This is a genomic window from Sphingobium sp. TomMM35A, assembly GCF_054771735.1.
In genome coordinates this window covers 1,779,920-1,805,073 of sequence record NZ_BSRC01000001.1, presented here as the reverse complement: position 1 = coordinate 1,805,073, position 25,154 = coordinate 1,779,920, and the positions used below count along the sequence as shown (strand labels likewise).

Annotated in this window: 25 protein-coding genes; 11 read left to right on the top strand and 14 right to left on the bottom strand. The window is 61.5% G+C overall.

The genetic code is table 11. From position 1 onward, the window contains the following. The first annotated feature begins 142 nt into the window (after positions 1–142). From ACYU8T_RS08885 to ACYU8T_RS08875, 3 genes are read left to right on the top strand one after another with little or no spacing between them, the layout of a single operon-like run. Positions 143–1,150, top strand: coding sequence for a KpsF/GutQ family sugar-phosphate isomerase (locus ACYU8T_RS08885; protein ID WP_097092889.1), 1,008 nt, complete (start codon positions 143–145; stop codon positions 1,148–1,150). An 8-nt stretch (positions 1,151–1,158) separates the two neighbouring features. Next, positions 1,159–1,953, top strand: a complete 795-nt coding sequence (kdsB, locus tag ACYU8T_RS08880; protein WP_461159784.1) for a 3-deoxy-manno-octulosonate cytidylyltransferase — start codon at positions 1,159–1,161, stop codon at positions 1,951–1,953. Positions 1,954–1,957: 4 nt separating this feature from the next. Further along, positions 1,958–2,548 (top strand): histidine phosphatase family protein, encoded by a 591-nt coding sequence (locus ACYU8T_RS08875; protein ID WP_097092295.1) that lies wholly within the window; start codon positions 1,958–1,960, stop codon positions 2,546–2,548. Positions 2,549–2,702: 154 nt separating this feature from the next. Here the strand turns inward: ACYU8T_RS08875 and ACYU8T_RS08870 are convergent, their stop codons facing one another. The 4 genes from ACYU8T_RS08870 to ACYU8T_RS08855 all read right to left on the bottom strand — a co-directional run bounded on the left by ACYU8T_RS08870 (position 2,703) and on the right by ACYU8T_RS08855 (position 5,493). Continuing rightward, positions 2,703–3,383, bottom strand: coding sequence for a hypothetical protein (locus ACYU8T_RS08870; protein ID WP_461159783.1), 681 nt, complete (start codon positions 3,381–3,383; stop codon positions 2,703–2,705). Positions 3,384–3,668: 285 nt separating this feature from the next. Then, positions 3,669–4,211, bottom strand: coding sequence for an LptA/OstA family protein (locus ACYU8T_RS08865; RefSeq protein ID WP_097092294.1), 543 nt, complete (start codon positions 4,209–4,211; stop codon positions 3,669–3,671). Then, a complete protein-coding gene (locus tag ACYU8T_RS08860) occupies positions 4,211–4,858 on the bottom strand; it encodes an LPS export ABC transporter periplasmic protein LptC (RefSeq protein ID WP_097092293.1) in 648 nt (215 codons plus the stop codon). Before ACYU8T_RS08860 ends, ACYU8T_RS08865 begins: the two co-directional genes overlap by 1 nt. 17 nt (positions 4,859–4,875) lie before the next feature. Next, positions 4,876–5,493: a ribonuclease D gene (locus ACYU8T_RS08855; protein ID WP_461159160.1), complete on the bottom strand. Its 618-nt coding sequence runs from the start codon at positions 5,491–5,493 to the stop codon at positions 4,876–4,878. Positions 5,494–5,731: 238 nt separating this feature from the next. Between ACYU8T_RS08855 and ACYU8T_RS08850 the strand changes: the two genes are divergently transcribed. Both ACYU8T_RS08850 and ACYU8T_RS08845 read left to right on the top strand, forming a co-directional pair. Continuing rightward, positions 5,732–6,547 (top strand): cold-shock protein, encoded by an 816-nt coding sequence (locus ACYU8T_RS08850; RefSeq protein WP_461159159.1) that lies wholly within the window; start codon positions 5,732–5,734, stop codon positions 6,545–6,547. A gap of 225 nt (positions 6,548–6,772) precedes the next feature. Continuing rightward, positions 6,773–8,671, top strand: coding sequence for an ATP-dependent nuclease (locus tag ACYU8T_RS08845; RefSeq protein WP_461159158.1), 1,899 nt, complete (start codon positions 6,773–6,775; stop codon positions 8,669–8,671). 352 nt (positions 8,672–9,023) lie between these two features. Here ACYU8T_RS08845 and ACYU8T_RS08840 read toward each other — a convergent pair whose 3' ends face one another. From ACYU8T_RS08840 to hflK, 10 genes are all read right to left on the bottom strand, one after another. Then, positions 9,024–9,266 carry a hypothetical protein gene (locus ACYU8T_RS08840; protein ID WP_097092289.1) on the bottom strand — a complete coding sequence of 81 codons (243 nt, stop codon included), beginning with the start codon at positions 9,264–9,266 and terminating at the stop codon, positions 9,024–9,026. Further along, a complete protein-coding gene (locus ACYU8T_RS08835) occupies positions 9,263–9,478 on the bottom strand; it encodes a hypothetical protein (RefSeq protein WP_201515559.1) in 216 nt (71 codons plus the stop codon). Before ACYU8T_RS08835 ends, ACYU8T_RS08840 begins: the two co-directional genes overlap by 4 nt. A 278-nt stretch (positions 9,479–9,756) precedes the next feature. Further along, a complete protein-coding gene (locus tag ACYU8T_RS08830) occupies positions 9,757–11,076 on the bottom strand; it encodes a cell wall hydrolase (RefSeq protein ID WP_461159157.1) in 1,320 nt (439 codons plus the stop codon). A gap of 18 nt (positions 11,077–11,094) precedes the next feature. After that, positions 11,095–12,024 (bottom strand): cysteine synthase A, encoded by a 930-nt coding sequence (gene cysK / locus ACYU8T_RS08825; protein ID WP_461159156.1) that lies wholly within the window; start codon positions 12,022–12,024, stop codon positions 11,095–11,097. Continuing rightward, positions 12,021–13,325 carry an MFS transporter gene (locus ACYU8T_RS08820; protein WP_461159155.1) on the bottom strand — a complete coding sequence of 435 codons (1,305 nt, stop codon included), beginning with the start codon at positions 13,323–13,325 and terminating at the stop codon, positions 12,021–12,023. Before ACYU8T_RS08820 ends, cysK begins: the two co-directional genes overlap by 4 nt. Before the next feature lie 103 nt (positions 13,326–13,428). Next, positions 13,429–13,833 (bottom strand): hypothetical protein, encoded by a 405-nt coding sequence (locus ACYU8T_RS08815; RefSeq protein WP_461159154.1) that lies wholly within the window; start codon positions 13,831–13,833, stop codon positions 13,429–13,431. A 26-nt stretch (positions 13,834–13,859) separates the two neighbouring features. Beyond that, entirely contained in the window at positions 13,860–15,491 is a 1,632-nt protein-coding gene (locus ACYU8T_RS08810; RefSeq protein WP_461159153.1) for a helicase HerA-like domain-containing protein, read from the bottom strand. A 122-nt stretch (positions 15,492–15,613) separates the two neighbouring features. Further along, positions 15,614–17,128, bottom strand: a complete 1,515-nt coding sequence (locus tag ACYU8T_RS08805; RefSeq protein WP_097092282.1) for a Do family serine endopeptidase — start codon at positions 17,126–17,128, stop codon at positions 15,614–15,616. Between the two features lie 136 nt (positions 17,129–17,264). Then, a complete protein-coding gene (gene hflC / locus ACYU8T_RS08800; protein ID WP_097092281.1) occupies positions 17,265–18,116 on the bottom strand; it encodes a protease modulator HflC in 852 nt (283 codons plus the stop codon). Beyond that, positions 18,116–19,246 carry an FtsH protease activity modulator HflK gene (gene hflK / locus ACYU8T_RS08795; RefSeq protein WP_176502227.1) on the bottom strand — a complete coding sequence of 377 codons (1,131 nt, stop codon included), beginning with the start codon at positions 19,244–19,246 and terminating at the stop codon, positions 18,116–18,118. Before hflK ends, hflC begins: the two co-directional genes overlap by 1 nt. Before the next feature lie 73 nt (positions 19,247–19,319). Here hflK and ACYU8T_RS08790 point away from each other — a divergent pair, with 73 nt between their 5' ends. From ACYU8T_RS08790 to ACYU8T_RS08765, 6 genes are all read left to right on the top strand, one after another. Then, positions 19,320–20,279: an Mrp/NBP35 family ATP-binding protein gene (locus tag ACYU8T_RS08790; protein WP_461159152.1), complete on the top strand. Its 960-nt coding sequence runs from the start codon at positions 19,320–19,322 to the stop codon at positions 20,277–20,279. Between the two features lie 71 nt (positions 20,280–20,350). Further along, complete coding sequence (locus ACYU8T_RS08785) at positions 20,351–20,785, top strand: CoA-binding protein (protein WP_461159151.1); 435 nt, start codon at positions 20,351–20,353, stop codon at positions 20,783–20,785. A gap of 39 nt (positions 20,786–20,824) precedes the next feature. Then, positions 20,825–23,101 carry a xanthine dehydrogenase family protein molybdopterin-binding subunit gene (locus tag ACYU8T_RS08780; RefSeq protein ID WP_461159150.1) on the top strand — a complete coding sequence of 759 codons (2,277 nt, stop codon included), beginning with the start codon at positions 20,825–20,827 and terminating at the stop codon, positions 23,099–23,101. Between the two features lie 8 nt (positions 23,102–23,109). After that, a complete protein-coding gene (gene hemH, locus ACYU8T_RS08775; RefSeq protein ID WP_461159149.1) occupies positions 23,110–24,108 on the top strand; it encodes a ferrochelatase in 999 nt (332 codons plus the stop codon). Between the two features lies 1 nt (position 24,109). Further along, positions 24,110–24,832 carry an acetoacetyl-CoA reductase gene (phbB, locus tag ACYU8T_RS08770; RefSeq protein ID WP_201515549.1) on the top strand — a complete coding sequence of 241 codons (723 nt, stop codon included), beginning with the start codon at positions 24,110–24,112 and terminating at the stop codon, positions 24,830–24,832. Continuing rightward, positions 24,832–25,119, top strand: coding sequence for a ribbon-helix-helix domain-containing protein (locus tag ACYU8T_RS08765; RefSeq protein ID WP_461159148.1), 288 nt, complete (start codon positions 24,832–24,834; stop codon positions 25,117–25,119). Before phbB ends, ACYU8T_RS08765 begins: the two co-directional genes overlap by 1 nt. Positions 25,120–25,154: the final 35 nt, after the last annotated feature.

Here is a 25,154-nt window from a genome sequence, read left to right as displayed (position 1 = left end):
TATCCTATCTGCTTCGCCGGGTCGGCTTGCAGCCGGATGGGTCGCTAATGAATTGGAGGGCAGTACGCTGATAGGGCGGCTGCTGCCATGCTGCACGGATCAGGAAAACCTGGCTGGACGTCATGGAAAAAAGGGCGAACTTGTGTCGACAGTAACGAAAATTGTGCCTTTTGGTTCTGGCAGCCGGATTGTGGAAACAGCCTGCAGGACCTTGTCTGTCGCGTCCCATGGCTTGAACGCGCTGGAAGCGAAGTTCGCCGACCGGGATTTTTCCGCGATATTCCTCCGCGTCGTCAGCATGATCATGAGTGTGCGGGGCCGCTTGATCGTCACCGGCATGGGCAAGAGCGGGATCGTCGCGCGCAAGATGACCGCGACTTTGACCTCGACCGGCACGCCCGCGCTGTTCATGCACCCGGCCGACGCGGGCCATGGCGACCTTGGCATGGTGACGCCTGACGACATCGTGCTCATGCTGTCGCACTCGGGCGAATCCAGCGAACTCGGCCCCATCATCCAATATTGCAAGCGCTTCGGCATACCTCTGCTCGGCCTCACCGCACGTGCGCAAAGCACCGTCGCGACGGCCTCGGACGTGTGCGTGCTCCTGCCTGCCGTGCGCGAAGCTTGCCCCAACGAACTGGCGCCCACGACCTCCACCACGGTCCAGATGGCGTTCGGTGATGCGCTGGCCATCGCGCTCATGGAAATGCGCGGCTTCTCCGCCGACGACTTCCATAAATTCCATCCCAATGGCCGTCTTGGCGCGCAACTGCTGAAGGTGCGGGACCTTATGGCCTCCGGCGACAATGTGCCCCGTGTGCCCGAAGACGCCTCGCTGCTCGACGCCACCATCGAAATGACCCGCGCGCGTCTTGGCGGCACGGCGATCGTCAACAGCAGCGGCGAACTGATCGGCGCTTTCACCGATGGTGACCTGCGGCGCACGCTCACCGGTACGCGGCAACTGACCGAAGCGGTCGGCCAGTTCATGACCGTGCCGCCGCTGTCGGTCGGTCCCGACGAACTGGCATCCGAAGCGCTGCGGCTCATGCACATGCACAACATCACCCTGCTCTTCGTCTGCGAAGGCGGGCGGTTGATGGGTGCGGTCCATATGCACGACCTGTTGCACGCCGGGGTCGCCTGAACAGCCTCATCGTCATTCCGGCGCGGGCGGGATCGTCCCGTTTGCCGCGCAAGCCCCTGCGCCTGATCGCCGGTCGCACGCTGCTGCACCGGACCATCGCCATGGCCCGCGCCGCCATCGCGGGCATAGTCGACGCTGAGCTGGTCGTGGCGACCGACGACAGCGAAATCGCCGATCACGCCAATGCTGTTGGCTGTGCCGCAGCCATGACGGAGAGCGCCATCGCCACCGGCTCCGGCCGCGCGCTCGCCGCCGCGCTCCAGCGTCCGGAATCCCCGCATTTTGTCGTCAATCTGCAGGGCGATTCCCCCTTCCAGCCACAAGGGGCGCTGCGCGCCGTCATCGCCGCGCTTCATTCGGGCGCTGAAGTCGCGACCCCCGTCATCGCCCTCGACTGGAGCGCGCTCGACGCGCTCCGCGATCACAAGCTGCGCTCGCCTTTCAGCGGCACTACCTGCGCCCGCGCTCCCGATGGCCGCGCGCTCTGGTTCTCGAAGACCATCATCCCCGCCATCCGCGACGAGCAGGCGCTGCGCGCCACCCAGCCGCTCTCCCCTATCTGGCGCCATGTCGGGCTCTATGGCTACACATTGGACGCGCTCACCCGTTTCGAGGCTGCGTCCCCCACCGCGCTTGAGCAGCTGGAGGGGCTGGAGCAGCTTCGCCTCCTCGAACTCGGCATCCCGGTCACCACCGTCGCTGCCGATCCGCCGATCTTCGACAGTTCCGGCATCGACACCGAAGCCGACATCCAGCGCGTAGAGGCCCTCATCGCCACTTATGGCGACCCTACGCCACTCTGACCCCATGCGCCGCATCTTCATCATTCGCCATGGCAACACCTTCGAAAGCAGCGCCGCCGCTTGCCGCATCGGCGCGCGCACCGACCTGCCGCTCGTCGAAAGCGGCCGCGCCCAGGCTGACCGCCTCGGCCAATGGTTCGCCGCGCAAGGCCTCGCCTCGTCCCGCATCCAGAGCGGCCCGCTCAGCCGCGCCCGCGAGACCGCAAGCCGCATCGCCGCCGCTCTCGACCAGTCGGTGACAGGCACGCTCTCCTGGCTCGACGAGATCGACCATGGCCCGGACGAAGGCCGCCCGGAGGCCGAAGTCCTTGCCCGCATCGGCGCACAGGCGCTTGGCGCATGGGACGAGCAGGCCCTTCCGCCCCCCGGCTGGATCGTCAACGCGCCTTCCCGCATCGCCGCCTGGCAAAGCTATTTCGCGCAAGGTGGGGAGGGCACGGACCTTCTCGTCACCAGCAACGGCGCGGCCCGCTTCGCCCTGATCGCGCTCGGCCTCTCACCCGCGTCGCTCAAGCTGCGCACGGGCGCCTTTGGCGAACTCACCATCGCTGCGGACGGCAAGGTCATGCTGCGACATTGGGATCAACGGCCCTGAGGGCTAGAGCATCGTGCGCAGAAGTGGGAACCGGTTTTGCGCCTAAAGCGAGGCGATAACAAAAAACTAGAGCGCGCGACCTGCGTCCGATTAAACGCAGCGCGCTCTAGCTGAAAGCGTCTTGGCTTCAGGGGAGGCGACCCCCGATTGCTCCTCATCCCACCGGTGCCGCGCTCGCTGTTATGGGTTGCAGCACGGCCGGCTTCGCCTCGGGCGACGCGACAGGCTTGTCCGGCACCGCCTCCGGAGCCGCAGCCTGTGACTTCAGGCTCGCCGCGGCATTCTGCAACGCCACTGCCGCCGCCTCCAGCGCCGCCGCTGCGGAACCTGACTGGCCGACCGTAGCCTCTGTCGTGACGGCCATCCCCGCAGCCGTGACTGCCTCATGCGGCGCATTGACCTGCGTCACCCCGCTGGTCCCCGTTGCTGGAGCCGTCGTCACCACCGGTGCCGCCGTCGCCGCCGCCGGAGCAGCCGCCGTCACCACCGGTTGCGCCTCGCACACCGCATCGATGCCCATCGCGCTTTCGGAAAAGGTCGTCGCCAGTTGCGGCAGTTCCTTATCCTGCGCCTCGGTCGCCAGCGTCAGCAGCGTCTCGATCGTCTGGCAATAGCTCCCCGCCTGCGCCATTCCAGAATGGCCGTTACCCAGCTTCGTGTTGAACTGTTCATACACCCGCTGCCCTTCGGCGATGCCATTGACCCGCATGAACCGTGTCTTGAGCACATTATTGTAACTGCTCAGCAGCCCGATTTTCTTGTCGACGAAGGCGGAATATTTCGCCTCAATCTCCTTGTTCACCGCCTTGCATCGCAATGTTCCCAGCATCAGCATCACGTGCAGATCCCGGACTTTCGCCGCTTCTATTTCATAGGGTTGCCAGCACTGATTTGGACCGGAGGCGGCTAGCTGACCGGAAGAAAGCGCAACAAAACAACAGGCAGCTGTCGCCGCCATCAGCAAGCGTGACATGATGGACCTCGCAGAATCGAGAAACGACCCCGCTGCATCCATTGTAACATTTTGCCTTCAAAATGCCATATTTATTAATGCCACCGTGCAGCTTCCCGCGGGAAAACCCACGCCTCCAACCCTTCACAAGCTTTTGGAAAAAAAGGCTCAGTTGTTCCGCTGCGGCACGGTAAAGGTGCCCGACACACGGCCTCCCGATCCGCCCGATACACCCGGAGCGCCGCCAGAGGACCGCCCGTCCACGGTCGACCGCCCGCTCGTCAGGTCGATCACCAGCCGCCCGCCCGACAAGCGGTTGCTGCCCTGCGTCAGCGTCACATTGCCCAGCATCGTGATCAGGCGGCTGTTGAGGTCATAGATCGCCACATTGCCGCGCGCCGTCTCATTGCCCTTGGTCACGACGACATTGCCCGAAGCATCGATCCGGTCGACCTCCACGCCGCTGCCCGCGCCGTTGCGATAGGCCACCGTCATCCGCGCGGCATTCAGCTTCATGCCCGCCTGCGTCACTTCGACATTGCCGGACACGACCACCCGGTCGGCACGGTCCTGCACTTCGATCCGGTCTGCGGTGAAGTTGACCGGCGCGTTGCTGTCATGATTCTTCAGCACCTGCGCCCCGGCGCCAGCAAAGACCATCGCCGCGCAAAGGGCGCCAGCGCTCGACAGCAGGATCAGCGATCTCTTCATCACTTCCGCCCTTTGATGCCATTTTGTTCGATGCGCAAGCTCGCCCTGCCATTCAGCGTCACCGTGCGAGCGGCCAGGTCCGCTTCCAGATGGTCGCCGCTGAACGTGCCGATCGGTATCCGCCCGTCCACGCGGCCCGCGCTGCGCATGCGCCGAGTCTTGAGGTCGATGCCCACGTCTCGCGTCGTCAGCCTGTATCCGCCCGCCGCTTCGAACTGCACCGGCCCGTCCACCGCGACGCGCTCCTTTTCCATGTCATAGCGCCCCTTGCGCGCGTTCAGTACGGCGGGCCCTTCGGACAGCAGCACGCGCGCCGACATGTCATTGAGGTCCACGATCGGCTCGCGCGAGCTTTTCTGCACCGCGCTGCCCGCCCGCAGGGAAAAGGGCTGCCCCTTGCTGTCCTCGCCACGATACAGCGCCTCGCTCACCCGCATGCGCTCCTTCGCCACCTCGACCTTGTTCTTGTCGAGCACGAAGCTCACCTTGTCCCCGCCGGTAAAGGGCGCCATCACCAGCAAGGCCGCCAGCACGCCGACGAACACCGGCAACCAGTTCTTCAGCCGCGCGACCAGCCTGTCATGGCTGCCGCCTGGCCGCGCCCAATCGCGCCTGGCATGACGTTGCTGATCGGCCTGTATGGACATGGAAAAGCGTTACGTCCTCACATATGCGCGAAGATGTCGATCTCCGGCCATCCCGCCAGGTCGAGCTCCGCCCGGTGAGGAAGGAAATCGAAACAGGCCTGCGCCAGTTCCATCCGCCCTTCGCGGATCAGCCGCTTGTCGAGTTCGGCCTTCAGCGCATGGAGGTAGCGCACGTCCGACGCTGCATAATCCTTTTGCGCGTCGGACAGGGTGGGCGCGCCCCAGTCGCTCGACTGCTGCTGCTTGCTGATTTCCTGCCCCAGCATTTCGCGCACCAGCTCCTTCAATCCGTGCCGGTCCGTATAGGTGCGGATCAGCCGCGACGCGATCTTGGTGCAATAGACGGGCGCTGCCACCACGCCCAGATAGTGGCGGATCGCCGCGATGTCGAAACGCCCGAAATGATAGAGCTTCAAACGCGCCGGGTCCGCCAGCACCGCGCGCAGGTTGGGCGCGGCATAATCGCTGCCGGGCATGAAGCGCACCAGATGCTCGTCGCCCCGGCCGTCGCTGATCTGCACGACGCATAAGCGGTCGCGCGGCGTGATGAGGCCCATGGTTTCGGTATCGACGGCGACGGGGCCGGGGGCGAGGACGTCTGCGGGCAGGTCCTCTTCATGAAAGTGAACGGTCATTCGACCCCTCTATGGCGAAAGCGGCGGCAACTCAATCGACCCTTTTGGCCGTGAACGAAAAGCCTCATTACGGGGCAATCCCGAATTGTGGCGGCAATCGGGCTAAAATCATTCGCGCATGGCTGAAAAGTTGATATAGTGATTCTCAAACCCGCATATCTGCGGTGGATTCTTCATGTCATTCGCCCGGCATGTTTATCCGGTATAGTCTGGGCGAAGCGAAAGTGACCAACAGGGCATGAGTTTTGATAGAGGTCGCCGCGGCGGGCGCGGCAAGGATAAGCGCGACGGTTTCGGCGACGACAATTTTTACGGCGGCGGTAATGATCGTGGCGGTTTCGGCGGTGGTTTTGATCGCGGTGGTTTCGGTGGCGATCGCGGTGGTTTCGGCGGCGGTGACCGCTTCGGCGGCGGCGGTGGCGGCGGTGGTTTCCGCAGCGGCGGCGGCTTTGGCGGCGGCGGCGGTGGTGGCGGCTTCGGCGGCGGCCGTGGCGGCGGCATGCCCGCGCAGGTCGTTGGCGAAGGCACCGGCGTAGTCAAATTCTTCAACGGTCAAAAGGGCTTCGGCTTCATCGTCCGTGATGACGGCGGCGAAGACGTGTTCGTCCACATCAGCGCCGTTGAGCAGGCAGGCCTCACGGGCCTCGCCGAAGGTCAGCAGCTGGGCTTCACCCTGGTCGATCGCGGTGGCAAGGTGTCGGCGACCGATCTCAAGATCGAAGGCGAACCGCTCCCCGTTCAGGAACGCGCACCCCGCGAACCCCGCGCAGGCGGCTTCGGCGGTGACCGTGGCGGCTTCGGCGGCGGCGATCGTGGCCCGCAGCGTCAGCTGACCGGCGAACGCGCCAGCGGCACGGTCAAGTTCTTCAACGCCATGAAGGGCTTCGGCTTCATCCAGCGCGACGACGGCCAGCCCGACGCATTCGTGCACATCAGCGCCGTCGAACGCGCAGGCATGTCCGCCCTCAACGAAGGCGACCGCCTGGACTTCGAACTCGAAGTAGACCGCCGCGGCAAGCACGCAGCCGTCAATCTTCAGCCCAAGGGCGACTGATAAAAAGCCCTGCCCGCATCAGCGGAGAGGATAGAAAGGGGTCGCCTGCCCGGCGGCCCCTTTTTTGTTGGGGGCGGTGGAGAATTGGGGTCTGAACCCTGACACTTTTCGTGATCCAAATTGGCGTTCACGCGCCGGAATGTTCGGATGGAAAACCGATAACAGACTGTTGACACCCGCTCTAATAATGGCGGAGTTGCTTACGTCAAATGCCGGGGGCGCAGGATGCGGTACAAGTCGTTTAGAATCAGGAACTTCAAGGGTATCAAAGATACGACAGTGAATCTTCAATCGGTCGCGGGTGCCAGTGTGTTCGCGTTTGTTGGGTTGAATGAAAGCGGAAAAACCACGGTTCTAGAAGCAATCCACAGTTTCTCACCAGATACGGCGACTAGCGAACTTTTAGGTGGCGAGGAGGGCCTCGGAGTTCCGATCAAAGATCGCGTTCCCAGGCACCTAATTTCAGATTTCAATGGCAAGGTTTCGGTAGAAGCGTCGCTCGAATTAAACGAGATCGACAAAGACAAGGTAATTGCAGATCTCGAGAAAAAAGGCTTGAAAGTTGACAGAGATTCGATCGGAAATGAGATAACTTTTGAAAAATGGCAAGAGTTCAAAGGCGGCGACTTAGTAGGAAATTACTTTAATTTGATGACGAGGCCCAAGGTAAAATCTCTTGGACAAAAGAAGTGGAGGGCGGTGTCTGGCCTTGATGAAATGACGATGGTCCGCAATGTTTATTATGCGTTGACTCCAGATATCGCGTATTTCCCAACATCTGTATTTGACTTTCCTGAAACGATTTTTTTAACGAATCGCGGAGGTTTAATAGATCAGTTCTATCGTCGAACATTCCAAGATATACTTGATTATGACGGTAGAGGGTTAACTATTGAAAAAGATATTGTTCGACGCGTTCGCGGGAAAACGATGATTATTCCTTGGACATCGTTCCTTTCTGCATGGTCGGGGCACGACGATCGCGAAAAGATCCAGCATGTTATGGATCGAGCGAGTGCAGCTATAAGTAAAATGATTTTCGGAAGGTGGAATCAGATATTTGGGGAGGATACTAAAGGAAAAGAAATAATTATCACGTTTGAAATCACTGAGGGTGAGATTCAAGATGCTCAGGGGACAAGAACAAAAACCCAAGAGCACGACTTGTTTATAAAATTTCAAATTCGGGATGGAACTCGCCGCTTTAACGTGAATGACAGATCTTTGGGATTTAGGTGGTTCTTTTCGTTTATGTTATTCACGCAATTTCGTGTTGCGCGAGCAAGTTCTACATCGAGGCCGCTATTGTTCCTGTTTGACGAGCCAGCCTCCAATTTACACGCGGCGGCGCAACAAAAGCTTATAGAATCGTTTCCTGAAATTGCTAAGGGCGAGCATACCTTGGCGTACTCAACACACAGCCACTATTTGATCGAGCCGAAATGGCTTGAGCAAACATTTATTGTGACCAACCGCGCGGATGCGCCAGTTTCATCTGTTTTAGATGATATATCGCTGGATGATGAGTCACTTGATATTAAAGTTGAAACCTACCGGAATTTTGTCAATTTTCATCCCGGTCAGACAAGCTATTTCCAGCCGATCCTTGACAGATTGGCGGTGGTTCCTTCAAAGTTTGATGCGCAGAAAGCTTCTATCGTTTTGGAAGGAAAGTCAGATTACTATATTCTTAGGTATTTGGCCAAACTTCTGAACTTGAGTGATATGCCGTTATTACCAGGCTTGGGAGCAGGGACATTTGGCGCACTTGCTGCGCTGCATGTGGGATGGAACTTGAGTTTCTTGTTCGTTCTTGACGGAGACGCGGCCGGGAAGGCTGAGCGGAGCCGCTATGCAGAGGAATTTGGCATACCGGTCGGACGTCTTGTGACAATCGACGAGTTGGTTGACGACGTAAAGGTGATTGAAGATCTTCTCGATGATGAGGCGCGCTCCATTATTCAAGTCGAATTGGCGCTGACGAAGTCACCAACTAAAGGGCAAATTAGGCGATTTTTTCAAGAGCGTCTTGCGAGTCAAAACGTCGCTTCGCTTAGCGATGAATTCGCATCACGGGGTGGGAAGCTTATCGCCCAATTGAGGGAAAAACTTGCAGCCGAATAGGCTGGTAATTCCGGCTGGTCTCGAAGGCCGACCATCATAGGATGGGCGGTCCGACCGGATGTTATGGGATCCCCGTTGTGCCCCACCGTAAAGATGTCATCGAAACCCTAGCGGGCGAATCTCGCACCCCGAATTAGCCGATCAGCAGAGTGCAGTCAGAACAAGCGAGCCCCCAGTCCATGTCCCCACTCGCCACCACCCTAAGCCAATCGCTCCCGCTCAAGCACGCCGATGATTTTCCCATAAGCGCGGGCCAGATCATCATGCTTCAGTCGCGCTTCCCTGCACGTCGCAACGGCTGCGCTTTGCTGAGCCAGCAGTTGCTGGCTCCGCAGATGAGCGACCCGCTTCCTCATCGCGTCCGGTAGGAAGGCGGCGGCTGGCGGGATACATGGGCGGGGGAGCGCTTGACGTCGCCGGAGATCATCTGCTTCTTCATCAGGACGCGGACCTGATCCGCTTCCCGACCGTCGAGCAGCACCACTCTGGAGCCGCCCGACAGCAGCGGCTCTATCGTCGATATGCGGAAATCATGGGTGCGGCACAGCCGTTCGACCTCGGCCACAGATGCCGTCAGGTTGACGACCCGGCTCATGAATGCCGCCCTTCGCCGCCGAAGGGATAGGGGGCGAAGGCGGCCCCGCTCCTGACCGCGCCCGACCTGTAGGGATGGTGATGCTCGCGGATGCGGCGGCCATAGCCCCGCGCCCGCGCGCGGTGCGCGGCCCGTGATGTGGCGCATATCGAATGTTGCTCCTTGAGGAGCTCCATCTGTTCGCATTTCAGCAGATAATTGAGGTCTTCCATAGAGCATGCTCCGGCTGGCAAGCGGGAGCACAAGGGACTCTCGGTCGAGGCGAAGGCTTGCGGGCTGTTTTCGCTCGATGCCGCCTTCTAGCACAGCCCCGTCATTCTGTCGCACGAATTCGGGAAGGGGCGGGCATCCCTGCCAGATCGGCCCGTCGCCGCCTCCGCGCTGCCGCTACTGCGCCCCCCGGTAAAAGCGCACCAAGGGCCATCCGAAAGGGGAGGGCCACCCGGGCAGCAAAAATAGGAAAAATAGAAAATCGCGGCCGGAAACTCTTTTAATTCGCCATTTCATTCATGACTCTATTCGGCGGCGTAATCGTCACCGTCTCAAACCGCTCCTTCTTCCGCACGCCCTCCAGCGGCGACGGCGGGACTTTCACCTGCTCCACCGGCACCCGCTGCCGCATGCATTCTCCCCGGTTCTCCCGCGGCGTTTGCCCGCAATTCCACAACGCCCGCTGCAATCCAGTCGCGGCGTTGTGAATATAGGCAAAGCTCATATTCTCCAGCTGATCGCCCGACAGCGGAAAGCCCGGCGGCGCAATCCCCGCCCGCCACGCCATGATACGGCACTCCAGCCGCCCCGCGCAAAAAGTCTGCGCCATCACCGGCCAGCTGTCGGCCGCCGTCGCCTTGCCCAATTCCACCAGAAAGGCTCTCGCTCCCGGAGCGACGGCGATCAGCCTCACTCCGCCCATGATCTGACCGACCGAACCCGCGCCAATCGCCTCCTGCGGTTTGGCCGTCAAAGCCGCCAGCTCGGATCCGCCCGGCACCAGAATGCCGGGCAGTTCGCTGCCTCCCTCCCGATGCGCAATCGACAGGCGCGCGATCCGCCCGATCACCGGCTCCACGCTCTCCCGCGCCAACCGGAAAGCGGGCGGCGTCCCCCACCAGCCCCTCCAGCGGAAGAAGAGGTGCGTTCCCACCGCCGTGATCTTGTCCAGGCTGCTGCTCCAATAGGGCACAACCCAATCGGTATGATAATGGGTTGCATAGCCGACCGGCTTGAACACCTTGCCAGCGAGCGCCGCCCTGGCAATTTCCCGCGCCCGCTCCCAGGCGGCGGGGCTCGGCGTGCGCGCCAGAGCGCCGTCGCAAGTGAAGGTGAACTGACAGCCGGTGGATCGCTCTTGCCCCTGAAAAACAACGCCGCAGACGGTTTTCGGGAAAGCGGGGTGGCGCACGCGGTTCAGCACCACCTGCGCCACCGCGCGCTCGCCTACGGCATCATCTCCAGCCTCGTAAAGCTGCGCAGCCGCCAGACAGTCGATCGCCCGCGCCAAATCGCTCTCCGATCCATTGAACAGGAAAGGCCGCGCAGCCGGATTTGGCAAATGGGAAAATGGCACGGCCGCGTTGAATGCCTGCGCCTGATCACGATCCAGTTGGTACAGTTCCACAGGCTGCACCACCGGAGCGGCCGTCGCTGGTTGCTTCAGCCTCGCTCGCTGCACCAGCGCCACCCGCGCGGCTTCGGCCGCAGGCGCGCGCGCCTCCCACCGCGCCACCAGCGCGGGGAGGCCAGCGAACAGCAGAAGCCATATCAGCCACATCGCCCGATGCGGCTGGCTGCCGGTGGTAGCGTCAATCATCCTGTGTCCAGCGCTGACCTATTCGGGCAGGAAGTCAGGCACCGACAGATAGCGCTCGCCGGTGTCATAATTGAAGCCCAGAACGCGGCTGCCGGAGCCAAGTTCCTTCAGCTTCTGCGCGATGCCGGCGAGGGTCGCGCCGGACGAAATGCCCACAAGCATGCCTTCCTCACGCGCGGCACGGCGGGCATATTCCTTGGCATCGGCCGGATCGACCTGAATCACGCCGTCCAGCAATTGCGTGTGCAGGTTCGCGGGGATGAAGCCAGCCCCGATGCCCTGGATCGGATGGGGGCCGGGCTGTCCACCGCTGATGACGGGGGATAGGGTCGGTTCGACCGCATACACCTTCAGACTGGGCCAAAGCTTCTTCAGCACCTGGGCGACGCCGGTGATATGACCCCCTGTGCCGACGCCGGTGATCAATATGTCAATCGGGCTGTCCGCAAAGTCGGCCGCAATTTCCTGGGCCGTCGTACGAACATGCACGTCGATATTGGCGCTGTTCTCAAATTGCTGCGGCATCCACGATCCGGGTGTCTGCTCGATCAACTCGAGGGCGCGCTCGATCGCGCCCTTCATGCCCTTTTCGCGCGGGGTGAGATCGAAGGACGCGCCGTACGCCAGCATCAACCGGCGCCGCTCCATCGACATGCTTTCCGGCATGACGAGGATCAGTTTGTAGCCCTTCACGGCCGCGACCATGGCCAGGCCCACGCCGGTGTTGCCGGACGTCGGCTCGATAATGGTGCCGCCGGGCTTCAGGTCGCCTGACGCTTCGGCAGCCTCGATCATGGCGAGCGCGATACGGTCCTTGATCGACCCGCCCGGATTCGCACGTTCCGACTTGATCCAGACCTCGGCCCCTTCAGGCGCGTCGGCGAACAGGCGGCTTACCCGGATATGCGGCGTGTTGCCGATGGTTTCGAGAATATTGGCAGCTTTCATTTGGCCTTCTCCTGGCTGATGTCGGCCTCCCGTAAGTCGGGTGGGTCAAAGGTACGTGCAAGGCGCAACTCGGGAAAAAGCCGCGCCCAGACAAGGGTGATCACGATCGCGCCGATGCCGCCGCCGATCACCGCGACGACAGGCCCCACCAGCGCGGCGAGGAAACCGGACTCTGCTTCACCCAATTCATTGGATGCTGAAATGGTAAGTTGGGAAAGGCTGGACACCCGGCCGCGCATGGCATCGGGGGTGTGCAGCTGGATCAGCGACTGGCGGACATAGACGGACACCATGTCCGCAGCGCCCAGCAGCACCAATGCGCCGATGCCGATCTCCATCGCGATGTTACGTGGGATGAAGGCGGTAGCACCGAACAGGATGGTTGAGAGCCCGAATATGATGACGGCCGCCAGCATCTTCACGCCGACCTCCGATCGCATCGGTCGAAAGGAGAAGAAGAGCGCCACGATACCCGCGCCAATGGCTGGCGATGCGGCCAGGTGCCCGAGCCCCGCCGATCCGACTTTCAGGATATCGCGGGCGTAGATTGGCAGCAGAGCCGTTGCTCCTGCCAGAAGGACCGCGAAAAGATCGAGCGTGATGGTAGCAAGGACGAGCCGGTTCGAACGCACATAGGTCAGTCCGTCCAGCATCTGCCGGACAGGATGCCGGCTTGTGTCGCGCGGCGGCTGCTTTACCGGACCGATCAGCAACATGCCGCCTAGTGCGACCGCGAACAGGCCGGACGCCAGAGCATAAGCGCCCCACGCCGTTATCGCATAGACATAGCCCCCCAATGCTGGGCCAATGATCATGCCTGCCTGCCAGGCCACGCTGGACAAGGCGATCGCGTTTGGCAGCACGTCGCGCGGCACCAGATTGGGCGCCAGTGCGCTGTAGGCCGGCCCATTGAACGCCCGCGCGATACCCACGATGGCGGCGATCCCGAAGATCAGCGGCAGGCTTACCCACCCTTCATAGGTCGCAAACGCCAGCAGCGCGGATGCCACCATCAGCATCGCCAATGTCAGCCGAGCGATAACGCGCCGGTCGAAATGATCGGCGACCCAACCCGTCAAGGGAGTGAGAAAGAACAGGGGCACGAACTGCGCCAAACCGATGAGGCCCAGCTGAGCCGCGGCGCCCGACGTGCTCATGCTCTCCCGGGCGACATTGTAAGCTTGCCAGCCCAGGACAGTCATCATGCCATATTGAGCGAGCACGCCCGCAAGCCGCCCCAGCAGATAGCCACGGAAGTCGCCGAAGTGCAGCGGATGGCGGGAGTCGGTTGGCGCCTTCATGAGATTTTCTTACTGCCTGCGCCGTGATACGCAATTGCGTGGGTAGAGAATGGCAACAGCAGTTTTTGCAACGGCAAAACTCCTGCTTGGCCACTCCCTGAACCTAGCGGTCGGGGTCAAGCAGAATGCCGCTGACCGACCCGTTGCGGACGGAGCATATGAAGGGGAGTGACCGCTGGCCACCGGCTGGGCCCACCTCGCCTTCGACTTCCCATCCGGTCGCCATCGACCTTGCGTTCACGCGCCCCACTATGCGCGCGCCCGCACCTGCCTCGTCACGTGCCTTTGCAGCGCAGGCGTTGCGTGCAGCGGTGGCGCTGCGGATGGAGCCGTAGACGGGAGAGACATAGGGCTGCCGCTTCGCGTCACGTTCGGCTTGGCGGTCGCGAACGACGTCGCTGACGATCGCAGCGTCGGCTGCGCGGTGCAGATCGCGATAATCCTGCGCCTCCACAGGCAGGGCAACAATTGAGGCCAGAGCGCAAATGGCAGTGCTTCCGATACGCATCCTGCTTCTCCCTTTGAGGCGATGTCCTATTTGAACAGGCTGCCCAATATGCCGCGCACAAGTTGGCCCGCCAACCCTCCGCGGGAAGAACGGCGGCTCGATCCTCCGAACACCGCGCGGCCGATTTCATTGGCGACTTGCCGTCCTACCGATGATGCGGCAGAGCGGGTAGCGGACTGGACCGCCCGGTCGAGGGCAGACGGTTTGGCGGCCTCTCGCGCAGCGGCTGCGTCCCGCTTCGCCTGCTCCTTGAGCTCGGCCTCGCGCTGCTTTGCTTCCAACTTGGCCTGAACGGCGGCCGCCTTGTCGGCCTCAACCTTCGCTTTTGCAGCCTGAGACGCCGCAGCAGCGGCTTGGCCCCGAGCCGCCAATATCTCTTCCGCAGACTCGCGATCGACAAGCGCGTCATATTTCCCTTCACACGGAGAGATGGATTGGATGATCGCCCGTTCCTTTGCGTCGACCGGACCCAGGCGGGAACGGGGCGGGGCGATCAGGGTACGTTGAACGATCCCGGGAGAGCCATCTTCCTGGAGCAGCGAGACCAGGGCTTCGCCTACCTTCAGTTCGGTGATCGCGGTTTCCACGTCCAGATCGGGATTCACGCGGAATGTCTCGGCGGCCGCCTTGATGGCCTTCTGGTCGCGCGGCGTGAAGGCGCGCAAGGCGTGCTGAACGCGGTTGCCAAGCTGGCCCGCCACCTCTTCGGGAATGTCTATCGGGTTCTGTGTGACGAAATAGATGCCCACGCCCTTGGAACGGATCAGCCGGACGACCTGCTCGATCTTGTCCGTCAGCGCCTTGGGGGCGTCATCAAATAGCAGATGCGCCTCGTCGAAGAAGAACACCAAAACCGGCTTGTCCGGGTCGCCGACCTCAGGAAGCGTTTCGAACAGTTCGCTGAGTAGCCAAAGGAGGAAGGTCGCGTACAGCTTCGGGCTCTGCATCAGCTTGTCTGCGGCCAGGATGTTGACATAGCCGCGTCCCTGATCGTCAACCTTCAGGAAGTCGTGGATATCAAGCGCGGGCTCACCGAAGAAATGCCCGCCGCCCTGGCTATCAAGTTGCAGCAACTGGCGCTGGATCGCTCCCACGCTTGCTTTGGTGACGTTGCCATAGCGGCTGGAAAGTTCTTCCGCATTCTCGGCGCAGTAGGCGAGCATCGATTGCAGGTCACCAAGGTCGAGCAGCAGCAGCCCTTCCTCATCGGCATATCGGAACGCGATGGAGAGCACGCCTTCCTGCGTCTCATTGAGGCCCATCAAGCGGGCGAGGAGCAGCGGCCCCATTTCGCTGACCGTAGTGCGGATCGGATGACCCTGCTCCCCGTAAAGGTCCCAGAAGATCGCCGGATTATCGGCGTAGCTGTAATCTTCTACGCCGATCTCCTTGGCGCGGGCGACAAGCTTGTCGGCATTTTTTGCCGTGGGCGATCCCGCCATTGCAATGCCTGATAAATCGCCTTTCACGTCGGCGAGGAAAACCGGAACACCACGGGCGGAGAAGCTCTCCGCGATCCCTTGCAGCGTCACCGTCTTGCCGGTTCCCGTAGCGCCTGCGATCAGCCCATGACGGTTGGCCCGGCGCAAGTTAAGCGTTTGAGGAATGCCGCCGCCCGTGCCAGCTGCGCCAAGGCCGATGAAAATGCCGTCGCTCATGCGTCATGCTCCCCATAAGCATCGGGCCGCGCCTGCCGGACCCTGCTCACCATCTTAGTGGTGAGACAGGCAGTCCGGCAAGCGCGGCCCGATGCGATCTTAAACGCGTTATTCCCGGAAACTTACTTGTCCCGCAGACGCACCGGCAAAAATACCGCGGGTTGCCCGCGACGCAGTACCTGCAAGAGAATGGCACTTCGTCCTTGTGACGACACCTGCCGCACGGCGGCGTCCAAATCTGCCTGGCTGGCGACCGGACGGTTGTTGGCAGTGATGATCACATCGCCGCGACGCAGGCCCTTCGCTCCTGCGTCGGTGGAAGTATCGACAGCGGTGATGACGACGCCGCGCGTGTCGGCGGCGATGCCCAGCTGGCGGACGATGTTAGGCGTCAGCGGGATGGCCGAAATGCCAAGCGACTGCTGCGTCGCTTGCGCACCACCGGATTGGTCGTCCGGCTGCTGCTGGTTGAAATCATCGTCCTGTTGCTGGGCGAAGCTGTTGAGCTCATCCTCTGATGGACGCTGGCCGACAATGGCGGTTACCGTCTGGCGCTGTCCATTGCGCAAGAGGACGATCGGCACCCGCGATCCGATCGGCTGCGATGCAACGATCGACGACAGGTTCTGGTCGGGCGTCACTTCCTGACCCGCCACGCTGACGATCACGTCGCCCGCCTTGATGCCTGCGCGGTCCGCGCCCTTGCCAGGTTCGACGCCCTGGACGAATTCGCCGCGGTTCTTTGCAAGACCAAGGGAATCTGCGAGGTCTTCGCCAAGCGGGCTGATCTGGATACCCAGATAGCCGCGCTTCACGCTCTGTCCCTTGCGGAGCGTGGCGACGATCGGCGCCGCCTGTTCGGACGGGATTGCAAATCCAATGCCCACATTGCCGCCCGATGGCGAAAGGATCTGGCTGTTGATGCCGATCACATTGCCGCGCATGTCGAACATCGGGCCACCGCTGTTGCCCTGATTGATCGACGCATCGGTCTGGATGAACTTGTCATAGGTTCCGCCCGTGCCGCGATGGACGGCCGAGATGATGCCTGCGGTGACGGTGCCCGACAGGGCGAAGGGGTTGCCGATGGCGATTACCCAATCGCCGACGCGCGCCTTCGTGCTGTCGCCGAACTTGACGAACGGCAGCGCCTTCTTCGGCTCGATCTTCAACACCGCGATATCGGTGGCGGGATCACGCCCGATCAGCTTTGCCGAATATTCCTCTCGGTTGGTGAGGGTCACCGTGATGGCATCGACCGAAGCCCCTTCGGCGCCGGCGGACACGACATGGTTGTTGGTGACGATATAGCCGTCAGCCGAGATGATGAACCCTGAGCCAAGAGACTGCGCCTGCCGCGTCTGCGGCTTGGCACCAGGACCCTGGCCGAACAGGTCGCCGAAAGGCGTGCCCGCGAAAGGATTTTGAACCTGCACGCGCTGCTTGGTGGAAATATTGACCACCGCAGGCTGAAGCTTTTCCACCATGTCGGCCAAGCTGGCAGGCGCGCCGGCAGGTGCCGCGGCCTGCATGCCTTCATTTTGCGCGACCTGCGCGCCGACGTTCGGGCTGGATGTTACCGCGATGGCGGTGCCACCGAGAAGCAGGGCACCGGTAAGGGCATAAGCGTAACGCACTCGTGACGGTCCTCTCGTGATCTTGGCGAAGGAAGGGCGGGACTCGGAAGAGAGTCGGATGCGCCGCCTAGCCTTAACCCTCATTGAATGAAGCTGGTTCCGAAATGATCCCTAAACCTCTTCTGCATCTTACGGCTTATCGATCCCTTCCCTGGAATTGCTTCAGGAATTCATTGTCACGCGACAGCACCATGGTGGTGGAACCTGTCCGGTCGGGCGCGAAGGTGAAGCGGTAAGCCTGCATGGCCCGATAGAAGTCGTAGAATTGCGCGTCCTTGCCGAAGCTTTCCGCATAAATCCGCGCCGCATTCGCATCGGCTTCCGCCCGGATGATCTGCGCCTGCTTCGCGCCTTGCGCCCTGATAGTCAGCGCTTCCTGTTCGCGCGCAGTGCGCATCCGGGTGAAGGCGCTTTCCAGCGGCGCGCCATCCGGCAAGTCGGCGCGCTTGATCCTGACGTCTACGATCTCGGCGCCATATTGCCGCGCCACCCGGTTAAGCCCGGCTTCGATATTGTCCATCACTTGGCCGCGCTCAGGCGAGAGCAGGGCGGCGAATGGGCGCTTGCCAAGCTCGTTGCGAAGGGCCGAACCCAGGATGGGCCGCAGGGCATCGGACACACGTTCCTCATTGCCTGCTGCGATGTACATGCGCAGCGGATCGACGATGCGGTAGCGCGCAAACGCATCAACCTGCAACCGAAGCTGATCGGTCGACAGCACCTGCTGCCTCTCCATCTCTACGGACAAGACGCGCTTGTCGATCCAGACGATCTGATCGATGAACGGCCAGCGCAGGATCACGCCTGCGCCGGTTTTGCCGAAATCCTCATTGGGACGGTAGCGATTGACGATCTTCTTCGGGTCGCCGAAGCGCACGATCACGCCTTGCTTGGTTTCCGGAACGATCGCGATCGTGCTGCCGAGAAGCAGCAGGAGGGCAATGACGGAAAGTGCAAGCGCAACCGGATGGCGGACGAGCGTCGGCATTATTGACCTCCTTCCGCAGCAGCCGCACCGGACGATGCAGCCGCTCCCTGCGCGCGCCGCTTCAATTCCGGCAGCGGCAGGAAGGGGGTGACATTGCCACTTTCGATTAGCGTCTTATCGACGTTGGACAGGACGCCCTCCATGGTTTCATAATACATGCGGCGGCGCGTCACGTCCGGCGACAGCTTATATTGTTCATAGACCTTGTCGAACGCAGCGGCTTCACCCTGAGCCTTGGCCGTCACCTGCTGCGCGGCCGCCCTTGCCTCGTTCAGATAGGTTTGGGCGGTCTGCTGAGCGGCCGAAACAGCCTTGAACGCATCGTTGACCGCAGTCGGCGGGTCGGCTTGCTTGATGGCAACGCCCTGCACCCGGATGCCGGACCTGTACCCGTCCAATATCTCCTGCATCCGCTGCTCGACCTGCTGTTCGATTTCCGTACGCCCCGCGCCCAGCGCATCGTCCAGGCTGACGCTGGCGACGACTGACCTCATGGCGCTTTCCGCGACTTCCCTGACAGTTGCGTCGGGATCGGACAGTTGGAACAGGTAAAGCTCAGGGCTGCGAATGTTCCAACGGACCGAATAGGCAAGGTCGATGATATTCTGGTCGCCGGTCAGCACCAGATTTTCGCTTTGCGCACTGGGTGAGCCGATGTCGATTGCGCGGATTTCCTCCACGTCGACGGTCGTCACATTTTCCAGCGGCGCAGGCAGAGTCAGGCTGATCCCAGGCGAGAGCGTGCGGCTATATTTGCCCAGCAACGTCACGACGCCGCGTTCCTGTGGCCCCACGCGGTGGAAGCAGGTGAGCACCAGCCACAGCAGGATGAGAATGCCGACCGCAGCGGGCCAAAGCGTTTTTCCGGCGGGGCGCGGCGGTAGGTTGCCGAATCCACCACCGCCGCCACCTTGGCCGAAGCTTTCGCGGCTGCGGCGCAGCAGTTCCTCGATTGCGGAAGGTCCTTTGCCGCCGGGAGCGCGGCCCGGTTGCGTCCATGGATTGCGTGGGCCGCCGTCGCCGCCCTTGCCCGAACCGTCACTGCCGTCAGGGCCATCGCTCTTGCCGCCCCAGGGGCCTTGGACCATGGCGCTGGCGATGCCCGGCATCCACCCGAAAAATCTCTTCATCCCGTCTCTATAGGAAGGGAGGGCCACGAAAAACAGTGCCCTTCGCAACGATTATTGCCTAGGAGGCGCTGTCATGACCGATCTTGAGAGTTTTGCCGCCCGCCTGAAGACACTGACCGATGGCCGCGCCAGCGCGCCCCGGATCAAGGATGGTGTCATGAGCCTGGCCTTGGATGTGGGCGGCCTTTCTCCCGAGCGGCGGGATGCCGTTGCTGCCGCGATCAAGGAAGGCGGCTTGCTGGTGCCGGGCGTGCAGGATGTGCGCATCGCCATGACGGCCGAAAGAAGAGCGCTCCGGATCATTGCCGTTGCTTCCGGCAAGGGGGGGGTGGGCAAGTCCACCCTTTCGGCAAATCTCGCCGTGGCGCTCAAGCGACTGGGCTTCGCGGTGGGATTGGTCGATGCCGACATTTATGGCCCGTCGCAAGCCAGGTTGATGGCGAGCGAAGATCAGAAGCCGCAAGCGCGGGACAAGCATCTTATCCCAGTGGAGAGCCCGTTCGGCATTCCGATGCTGTCGATGGCACATCTGGTCGAACCCGGCAAGGCACTGGCTTGGCGCGGGCCGATGGCGGGCAACGCCCTTTCGCAACTCATCGATGCCGATTGGGGCGACGTTGAGTTGCTGATCGTGGACATGCCCCCCGGGACCGGGGACGTTCAACTCTCCATGGTGCAAAAGCATAAGCCCGCCGGGGCTGTTATCGTGTCTACGCCGCAGGATTTGGCGCTTATCGACGCCACCCGTGCGGTCAGTCTTTTTGAGCAAACGAACGTGCCGCTGATCGGGCTTGTCGAGAATATGGCGGGCTATAGCTGTCCCCATTGCGGGGAAATCTCCGATCCGTTCGGCGCAGGTGGAGCGGAAGCTGCGGGCGCAGCCATGGGCATGGCCTTTTTGGGGCGCATCCCGCTGGCGATAGACATTCGACGCCGGTCGGATGCGGGTGATCCTCCTGCCGCGGGCGATGACGCTTCCGGCGAGGCATTCCACGCCGTGGCAAAGCAAGTCGCCGACTGGCTACGAAGGTGAGCAAGAGCCGTGGGAACGGTTCTGCGGGGTCCGGCGTCTTTCACCCTATGGCAAGGAAGGGAAACAGAGTCATGCCGCTGACGCAGCCGCAGGATATCGCCGATCTGCTTGATAAGACGCGTACGATTGCCTTGGTCGGCATCTCCGACCGGCCCGGCAGACCGAGCTACGGCGTGATGAAATTCCTGCAGGACCATGGCTATCGCGTATTGCCGGTCAATCCCCAGATCGTCGGGGAGCATGTGCATGGGGAGTTTGTCTGGGCGCGCCTGGCCGACATTGGCGTTCCGATTGATCTGGTCGATATTTTCCGGCGCAGTGAAGCCGCTGGCGAGGCCGTTGATGATGCGATCGCGGCGGGTGCCAAGGCGGTCTGGATGCAACTGGGCGTGATCAACCAAGAGGCGGCGGAGCGCGCGGAAGCTGCTGGATTGAAGGTCGTGATGGACCGCTGCCCGGCCATCGACATTCCGCGGTTCAATATCCCACGGATTAGCGCGGATTAGCGCTTTCCAGCAGCACCAAGCCTCTTTATCACAATCATCATGACGCGCGCACTGCGGAGGCAGGCAAATCGTAACGGCACGGGAAGGAGGCTTGATCGGCGGACGCTGCTCGTCGGCGCCGGCGCGGCAGGAAGCCTGTTGCTGGCTTGGGGCGCATGGCCACGCACCTATCGCCCCAATCTGAACGCAGCTGCGGGCGAAACGGTCTTCAACGCCTTCCTCAAGATCGACAAGGCGGGCAGGATCCTTGTGATCGTGCCGCAAGCAGAGACCGGGCAGGGCGTGACGACCCTGCTGCCACAGATTTTAGCGGACGAACTGGGTGCCGACTGGCGAACCGTTGGCGTCCAAAGCGCGCCTGTCAGTCCGCTCTACGCCAATACGTTGCTGGCCAGAGAGTGGCTGGCTGATGATTGGTCGAGGCTGGCCGGTGGCGCGGGCGAGTGGGCGATCGGACAATATGCGACGCGGCGTGCCTTGATGTTGACCGGTGCTGGCACATCTGTCCCGATGTTCCATACAGCCTACCAAGAGGCAGGCGCCGCCGCCCGCGTGCTTTTGTGTAAAGCCGCCGCGGCACGCTGGGATGTGCCTTGGGAAAGCTGTGATATTCAAAATGGCATCATCACTGATGGAGGGCGACGCACCTTCAAGATCGGTGAGGTCGCAGCCGAGGCGGCAGAATTGGACTTGCCGGAGATTTTGCCCTTCCGGCAAGGTCAGGCTGACCGGCTGTTCGGACAGGATCTGCCGCGCCTCGACACGCCGTCGAAGATTGACGGCAGCCACAATTTTGCCGCCGACGTCCGATTGCCCGACATGCTTTTCGCTTCCATTCGCCAGGGACCGATAGGCAACGCCCTGCTTGCGCGCGTGAACGAGCAGGCGGCAAAATCTGTCACCGGCTTTAGCAAGCTGGTGCGTACTGATCGTTGGGTCGCAGCCGTCGCGACAAACTGGTGGGCAGCGAACAAGGCGCTCGACCTGAGTGATCCAGTCTTCGAGCTATCGGGGTCTCCTGTAAGCAGCGCGGGCATCGATGCGGCTCTTGAACAGGCTTTTTCAGGCTCCTCTGGTCAACGGCTTTATTCGCGCGGTGATCTCAAGCCGCTGTTCGACAATGCGACGATCCTTGCCAGCGAGTTCAGCGTTGCGCCGGGCCTGCATCTGACGCTGGAACCCCCCTGCGCAACTGCTCGGGTCGGCGAGGGCGTCGCTGAGATATGGATGCCCGCCCAAGCTCCCGCGCTGGCGCGTACGGCGATAGCGGATGCCCTCGACATGCCGGAGGAGCAGGTGGTGCTTTACCCCCTCCACGCTGGCGGGTCGTTCGGCCGCAAGATGGATTTCGAGGTGGGCGTTCAGGCCGCCTTGATTGCCAGGGAAGTTGGACGCCCTGTCCAACTGCTCTGGTCCAGGCTGGAAGATGTAATCCAGGACCGTCCCGGCGCTCCTGCACATGCTAGGATGGCGGCAAAGCTCGGCCGAAATGGCGCGATCGAAGGATGGCTGGCGAAAGTGGCGGCGCCTTGCGCGATGACACAGACATGGAAGCGGATCGCGGACGGCAAATCCCCTCATGAAGCAAGCCGCGCCGCAGTTGATGCTTCAACGCGGCTCGCTGTGGCAGGCATGGAGCTGCCATATGCCATGCCGAATTGGGCGGTAGATCATTTTCCCGCCGATGTCGGCCTGCCGCTAGGCTTCACCCGGGGCAATGCGCATCTTTACGGCGCCTTCTTCACCGAAAGCTTCATTGACGAACTTGCTCACTTAGCGGGGATGGAAGCGCTCTCCTTTCGTATCCAGATGCTGGGCGGCAATCCGAGACTGGCGCATTGCTTGACCACGGTCGGAGCAATGGGCGGATGGCAGGGGGGCATCGAAGGAAGCGGTCAGGGCCTAGCAGTGCATGCGATCAATGGCGCCTATATCGCTGTCATGGTCGAAGCCGCCATCGATGGAAACAAGCTGAACGTCGGCCGGATCATCGCTGCGGTCGATAGCGGTGAACAGGTCAATCCCGACATCGCACGTCAACAGGTCGAAAGCGGCCTCCTGTTCGGCCTGGCAACGGCCATGGGTGCATCGGTGCCTTATGCAAAGGGAATGCCGACGCGTTCGATCCTCTCCCGCATGGGGTTGCCCCGCTTGCAGGATATTGGCGAGATTACCGTGGAGATGATCCGTAGCACGGCACCTCCTGCCGGTCTTACCGATATTGGGGCTCCCCCGGTTGCTCCAGCTATCGCCAATGCCCTCTTCACAGTCACGGGTCAGCGTTTCCGTCAACTCCCCATCTTGTCACGGACATGACATCAAACATGGCAAATATCGGCGTTCTTCTGATCAATCTGGGCACGCCCGATGCACCGGATACTGCATCTGTGAGGCGCTATTTGGGTGAGTTTCTGTCTGACCAAAGGGTCGTGGAGATCCCAAAGCTATTGTGGCAACCCATATTGCGCGGACCAATCCTTCTCACCCGTCCAGCCAAATCCGCGAAGGCTTATCGGGAAGTCTGGCTCGATGAAGGCTCTCCGCTTGCGGTCTACACATGTGAGACCGCCGCAAGGCTGCAGGAACTTACGGGGCCTGAGATCAGGGTCGATTGGGCCATGCGCTATGGGAAGCCGTCCATCGCCGACCGGCTGAACGCGATGATTGCAGAGGGATGCAGCAGGATATTGCTGGCGCCGCTCTATCCGCAATATTGCGCGGCGACGACTGCAACAGCGCTCGATGCCTGTTATGCCGCCCTCGCGCGCCTGCGTGTCCAGCCTGCAATCCGCACCTTGCCGCCCTATTATGCTGACCCTTCCTACATTGAAGCGTTGCGCACCTCCACCGAGCGGCAGTTGGCTGCGCTGGATTTCAAACCGGACCTGCTGCTTGCCAGCTTCCACGGTATGCCTGAGCGTACGCGAACCCTGGGCGACCCCTATTATGACCAGTGCCGCGCCAGCGTTGAGCTTCTTCAGGATGCGCTCGGAAGAGAAGTGAGGCTGTCGTTCCAGTCGCGGTTCGGGCGCGCGAAATGGCTGGGACCAGCAACGGATGAAACCCTGCGAGAGCTACCGGCTCAGGCTGTTCGATCCGTCGCCGTTCTCACCCCCGGATTTTCGGCGGATTGCCTGGAAACGCTTGAAGAAATCGCGATGCGTGGCCGGGAAGATTTTCTGGCGGCCGGTGGCGAGGCATTCGCTCATTTGCCCTGTCTGAACGCCTCGCCGGAAGCTATGATCCTTTACCGGAATCTGATCGGCCGTGAACTGGCGGGGTGGGTTCAAGATGAGTTTCGTCCAATTCGAGAGGGGAACTGACATGGACAGGGTAGCTATCGTAACGGGCGGAACGCGGGGTATTGGAGAGGCGATCAGCCTGGCGCTCAAGGAATTGGGCTGCAAAGTTGCCGCCAACTACGCTGGAAATGACGAGAAGGCGCGCGCATTTACAGACAGGACGGGCATCGACGCTTTCCGCTGGGACGTCGGCGATCATCAGGCTTGTCTGGACGGTTGTGCTGCGGTTGCCGAAAAACTGGGACCGGTCGATATCGTGGTGAACAATGCGGGCATCACGCGCGACGGTGTACTTGCGAAAATGAACTTCGACGATTGGAACGAGGTCATGCGCATCAACCTTGGCGGTTGCTTCAATATGGCCAAGGCTACCTTTGGAGGCATGCGAGAGAGGAACTGGGGCCGGATCGTCAATATCGGATCGATCAATGGCCAAGCCGGACAATATGGGCAGGTGAACTATGCCGCAGCCAAGTCCGGCATTCATGGTTTCACAAAGGCTCTTGCGCAGGAGGGCGCCAAGTTCGGGGTCACCGTAAATGCCATCGCGCCCGGCTATATCGACACCGACATGGTGGCCGCAGTGCCTGCCCAGGTCCTGGAGAAGATTGTCGCGAAGATCCCTGTCGGTCGCCTCGGTCAGGCTGAAGAGATCGCACGCGGTGTGGCATTTCTGTGCAGCGAAGAGGCAGGTTTTGTCACGGGCAGCACCATGTCTATCAACGGCGGCCAGCATATGTACTGATGGTCCAAGACGACGGAATTGAGGGGGAGGCGGGCTCAGCGGAAACGCCGTTCGCCCCTCCTGTCAAGCGCAGTGTGACCATCGCCGGACATCAGACCGCGATCAGCCTGGAGCCCATATTCTGGCAAGCCCTTCGTGCGAGCGCCGCGCGCAAGGGGCTGCCGCTTAACGCGCTGATTGCGCAGATCGACATAGCAAGGCTGGCGGTTTCCGACCCTCCCAATTTGGCGAGTGCGATCAGATGCTGGCTTTTCGCGGCACCAAAAAATAATAATTATTCGCAATAGCGTTGACTCTGCGAACAGTTCGCAATAGCTGCCTC

Bases quoted from the DNA above. Each gene is read 5' to 3' on its own strand.
- ACYU8T_RS08840 (WP_097092289.1), bottom strand. From the start codon at position 9,266: ATGAGCCGGGTCGTCAACCTGACGGCATCTGTGGCCGAGGTCGAACGG.
- ACYU8T_RS08830 (WP_461159157.1), bottom strand. From the start codon at position 11,076: ATGATTGACGCTACCACCGGCAGCCAGCCGCATCGGGCGATGTGGCTG.
- phbB (WP_201515549.1), top strand. From the start codon at position 24,110: ATGGACAGGGTAGCTATCGTAACGGGCGGAACGCGGGGTATTGGAGAG.
- ACYU8T_RS08875 (WP_097092295.1), top strand. From the start codon at position 1,958: ATGCGCCGCATCTTCATCATTCGCCATGGCAACACCTTCGAAAGCAGC.
- ACYU8T_RS08815 (WP_461159154.1), bottom strand. From the start codon at position 13,833: ATGCGTATCGGAAGCACTGCCATTTGCGCTCTGGCCTCAATTGTTGCC.
- hflC (WP_097092281.1), bottom strand. From the start codon at position 18,116: ATGCCGACGCTCGTCCGCCATCCGGTTGCGCTTGCACTTTCCGTCATT.
- ACYU8T_RS08845 (WP_461159158.1), top strand. From the start codon at position 6,773: ATGCGGTACAAGTCGTTTAGAATCAGGAACTTCAAGGGTATCAAAGAT.
- ACYU8T_RS08870 (WP_461159783.1), bottom strand. From the start codon at position 3,383: ATGCTGATGCTGGGAACATTGCGATGCAAGGCGGTGAACAAGGAGATT.
- ACYU8T_RS08865 (WP_097092294.1), bottom strand. From the start codon at position 4,211: ATGAAGAGATCGCTGATCCTGCTGTCGAGCGCTGGCGCCCTTTGCGCG.
- hflK (WP_176502227.1), bottom strand. From the start codon at position 19,246: ATGAAGAGATTTTTCGGGTGGATGCCGGGCATCGCCAGCGCCATGGTC.
- ACYU8T_RS08850 (WP_461159159.1), top strand. From the start codon at position 5,732: ATGAGTTTTGATAGAGGTCGCCGCGGCGGGCGCGGCAAGGATAAGCGC.
- ACYU8T_RS08785 (WP_461159151.1), top strand. From the start codon at position 20,351: ATGCCGCTGACGCAGCCGCAGGATATCGCCGATCTGCTTGATAAGACG.
- ACYU8T_RS08820 (WP_461159155.1), bottom strand. From the start codon at position 13,325: ATGAAGGCGCCAACCGACTCCCGCCATCCGCTGCACTTCGGCGACTTC.
- ACYU8T_RS08835 (WP_201515559.1), bottom strand. From the start codon at position 9,478: ATGGAAGACCTCAATTATCTGCTGAAATGCGAACAGATGGAGCTCCTC.
- ACYU8T_RS08855 (WP_461159160.1), bottom strand. From the start codon at position 5,493: ATGACCGTTCACTTTCATGAAGAGGACCTGCCCGCAGACGTCCTCGCC.
- ACYU8T_RS08860 (WP_097092293.1), bottom strand. From the start codon at position 4,858: ATGTCCATACAGGCCGATCAGCAACGTCATGCCAGGCGCGATTGGGCG.
- cysK (WP_461159156.1), bottom strand. From the start codon at position 12,024: ATGAAAGCTGCCAATATTCTCGAAACCATCGGCAACACGCCGCATATC.
- ACYU8T_RS08790 (WP_461159152.1), top strand. From the start codon at position 19,320: ATGACCGATCTTGAGAGTTTTGCCGCCCGCCTGAAGACACTGACCGAT.
- hemH (WP_461159149.1), top strand. From the start codon at position 23,110: ATGGCAAATATCGGCGTTCTTCTGATCAATCTGGGCACGCCCGATGCA.
- ACYU8T_RS08780 (WP_461159150.1), top strand. From the start codon at position 20,825: ATGACGCGCGCACTGCGGAGGCAGGCAAATCGTAACGGCACGGGAAGG.
- ACYU8T_RS08765 (WP_461159148.1), top strand. From the start codon at position 24,832: ATGGTCCAAGACGACGGAATTGAGGGGGAGGCGGGCTCAGCGGAAACG.
- ACYU8T_RS08810 (WP_461159153.1), bottom strand. From the start codon at position 15,491: ATGAGCGACGGCATTTTCATCGGCCTTGGCGCAGCTGGCACGGGCGGC.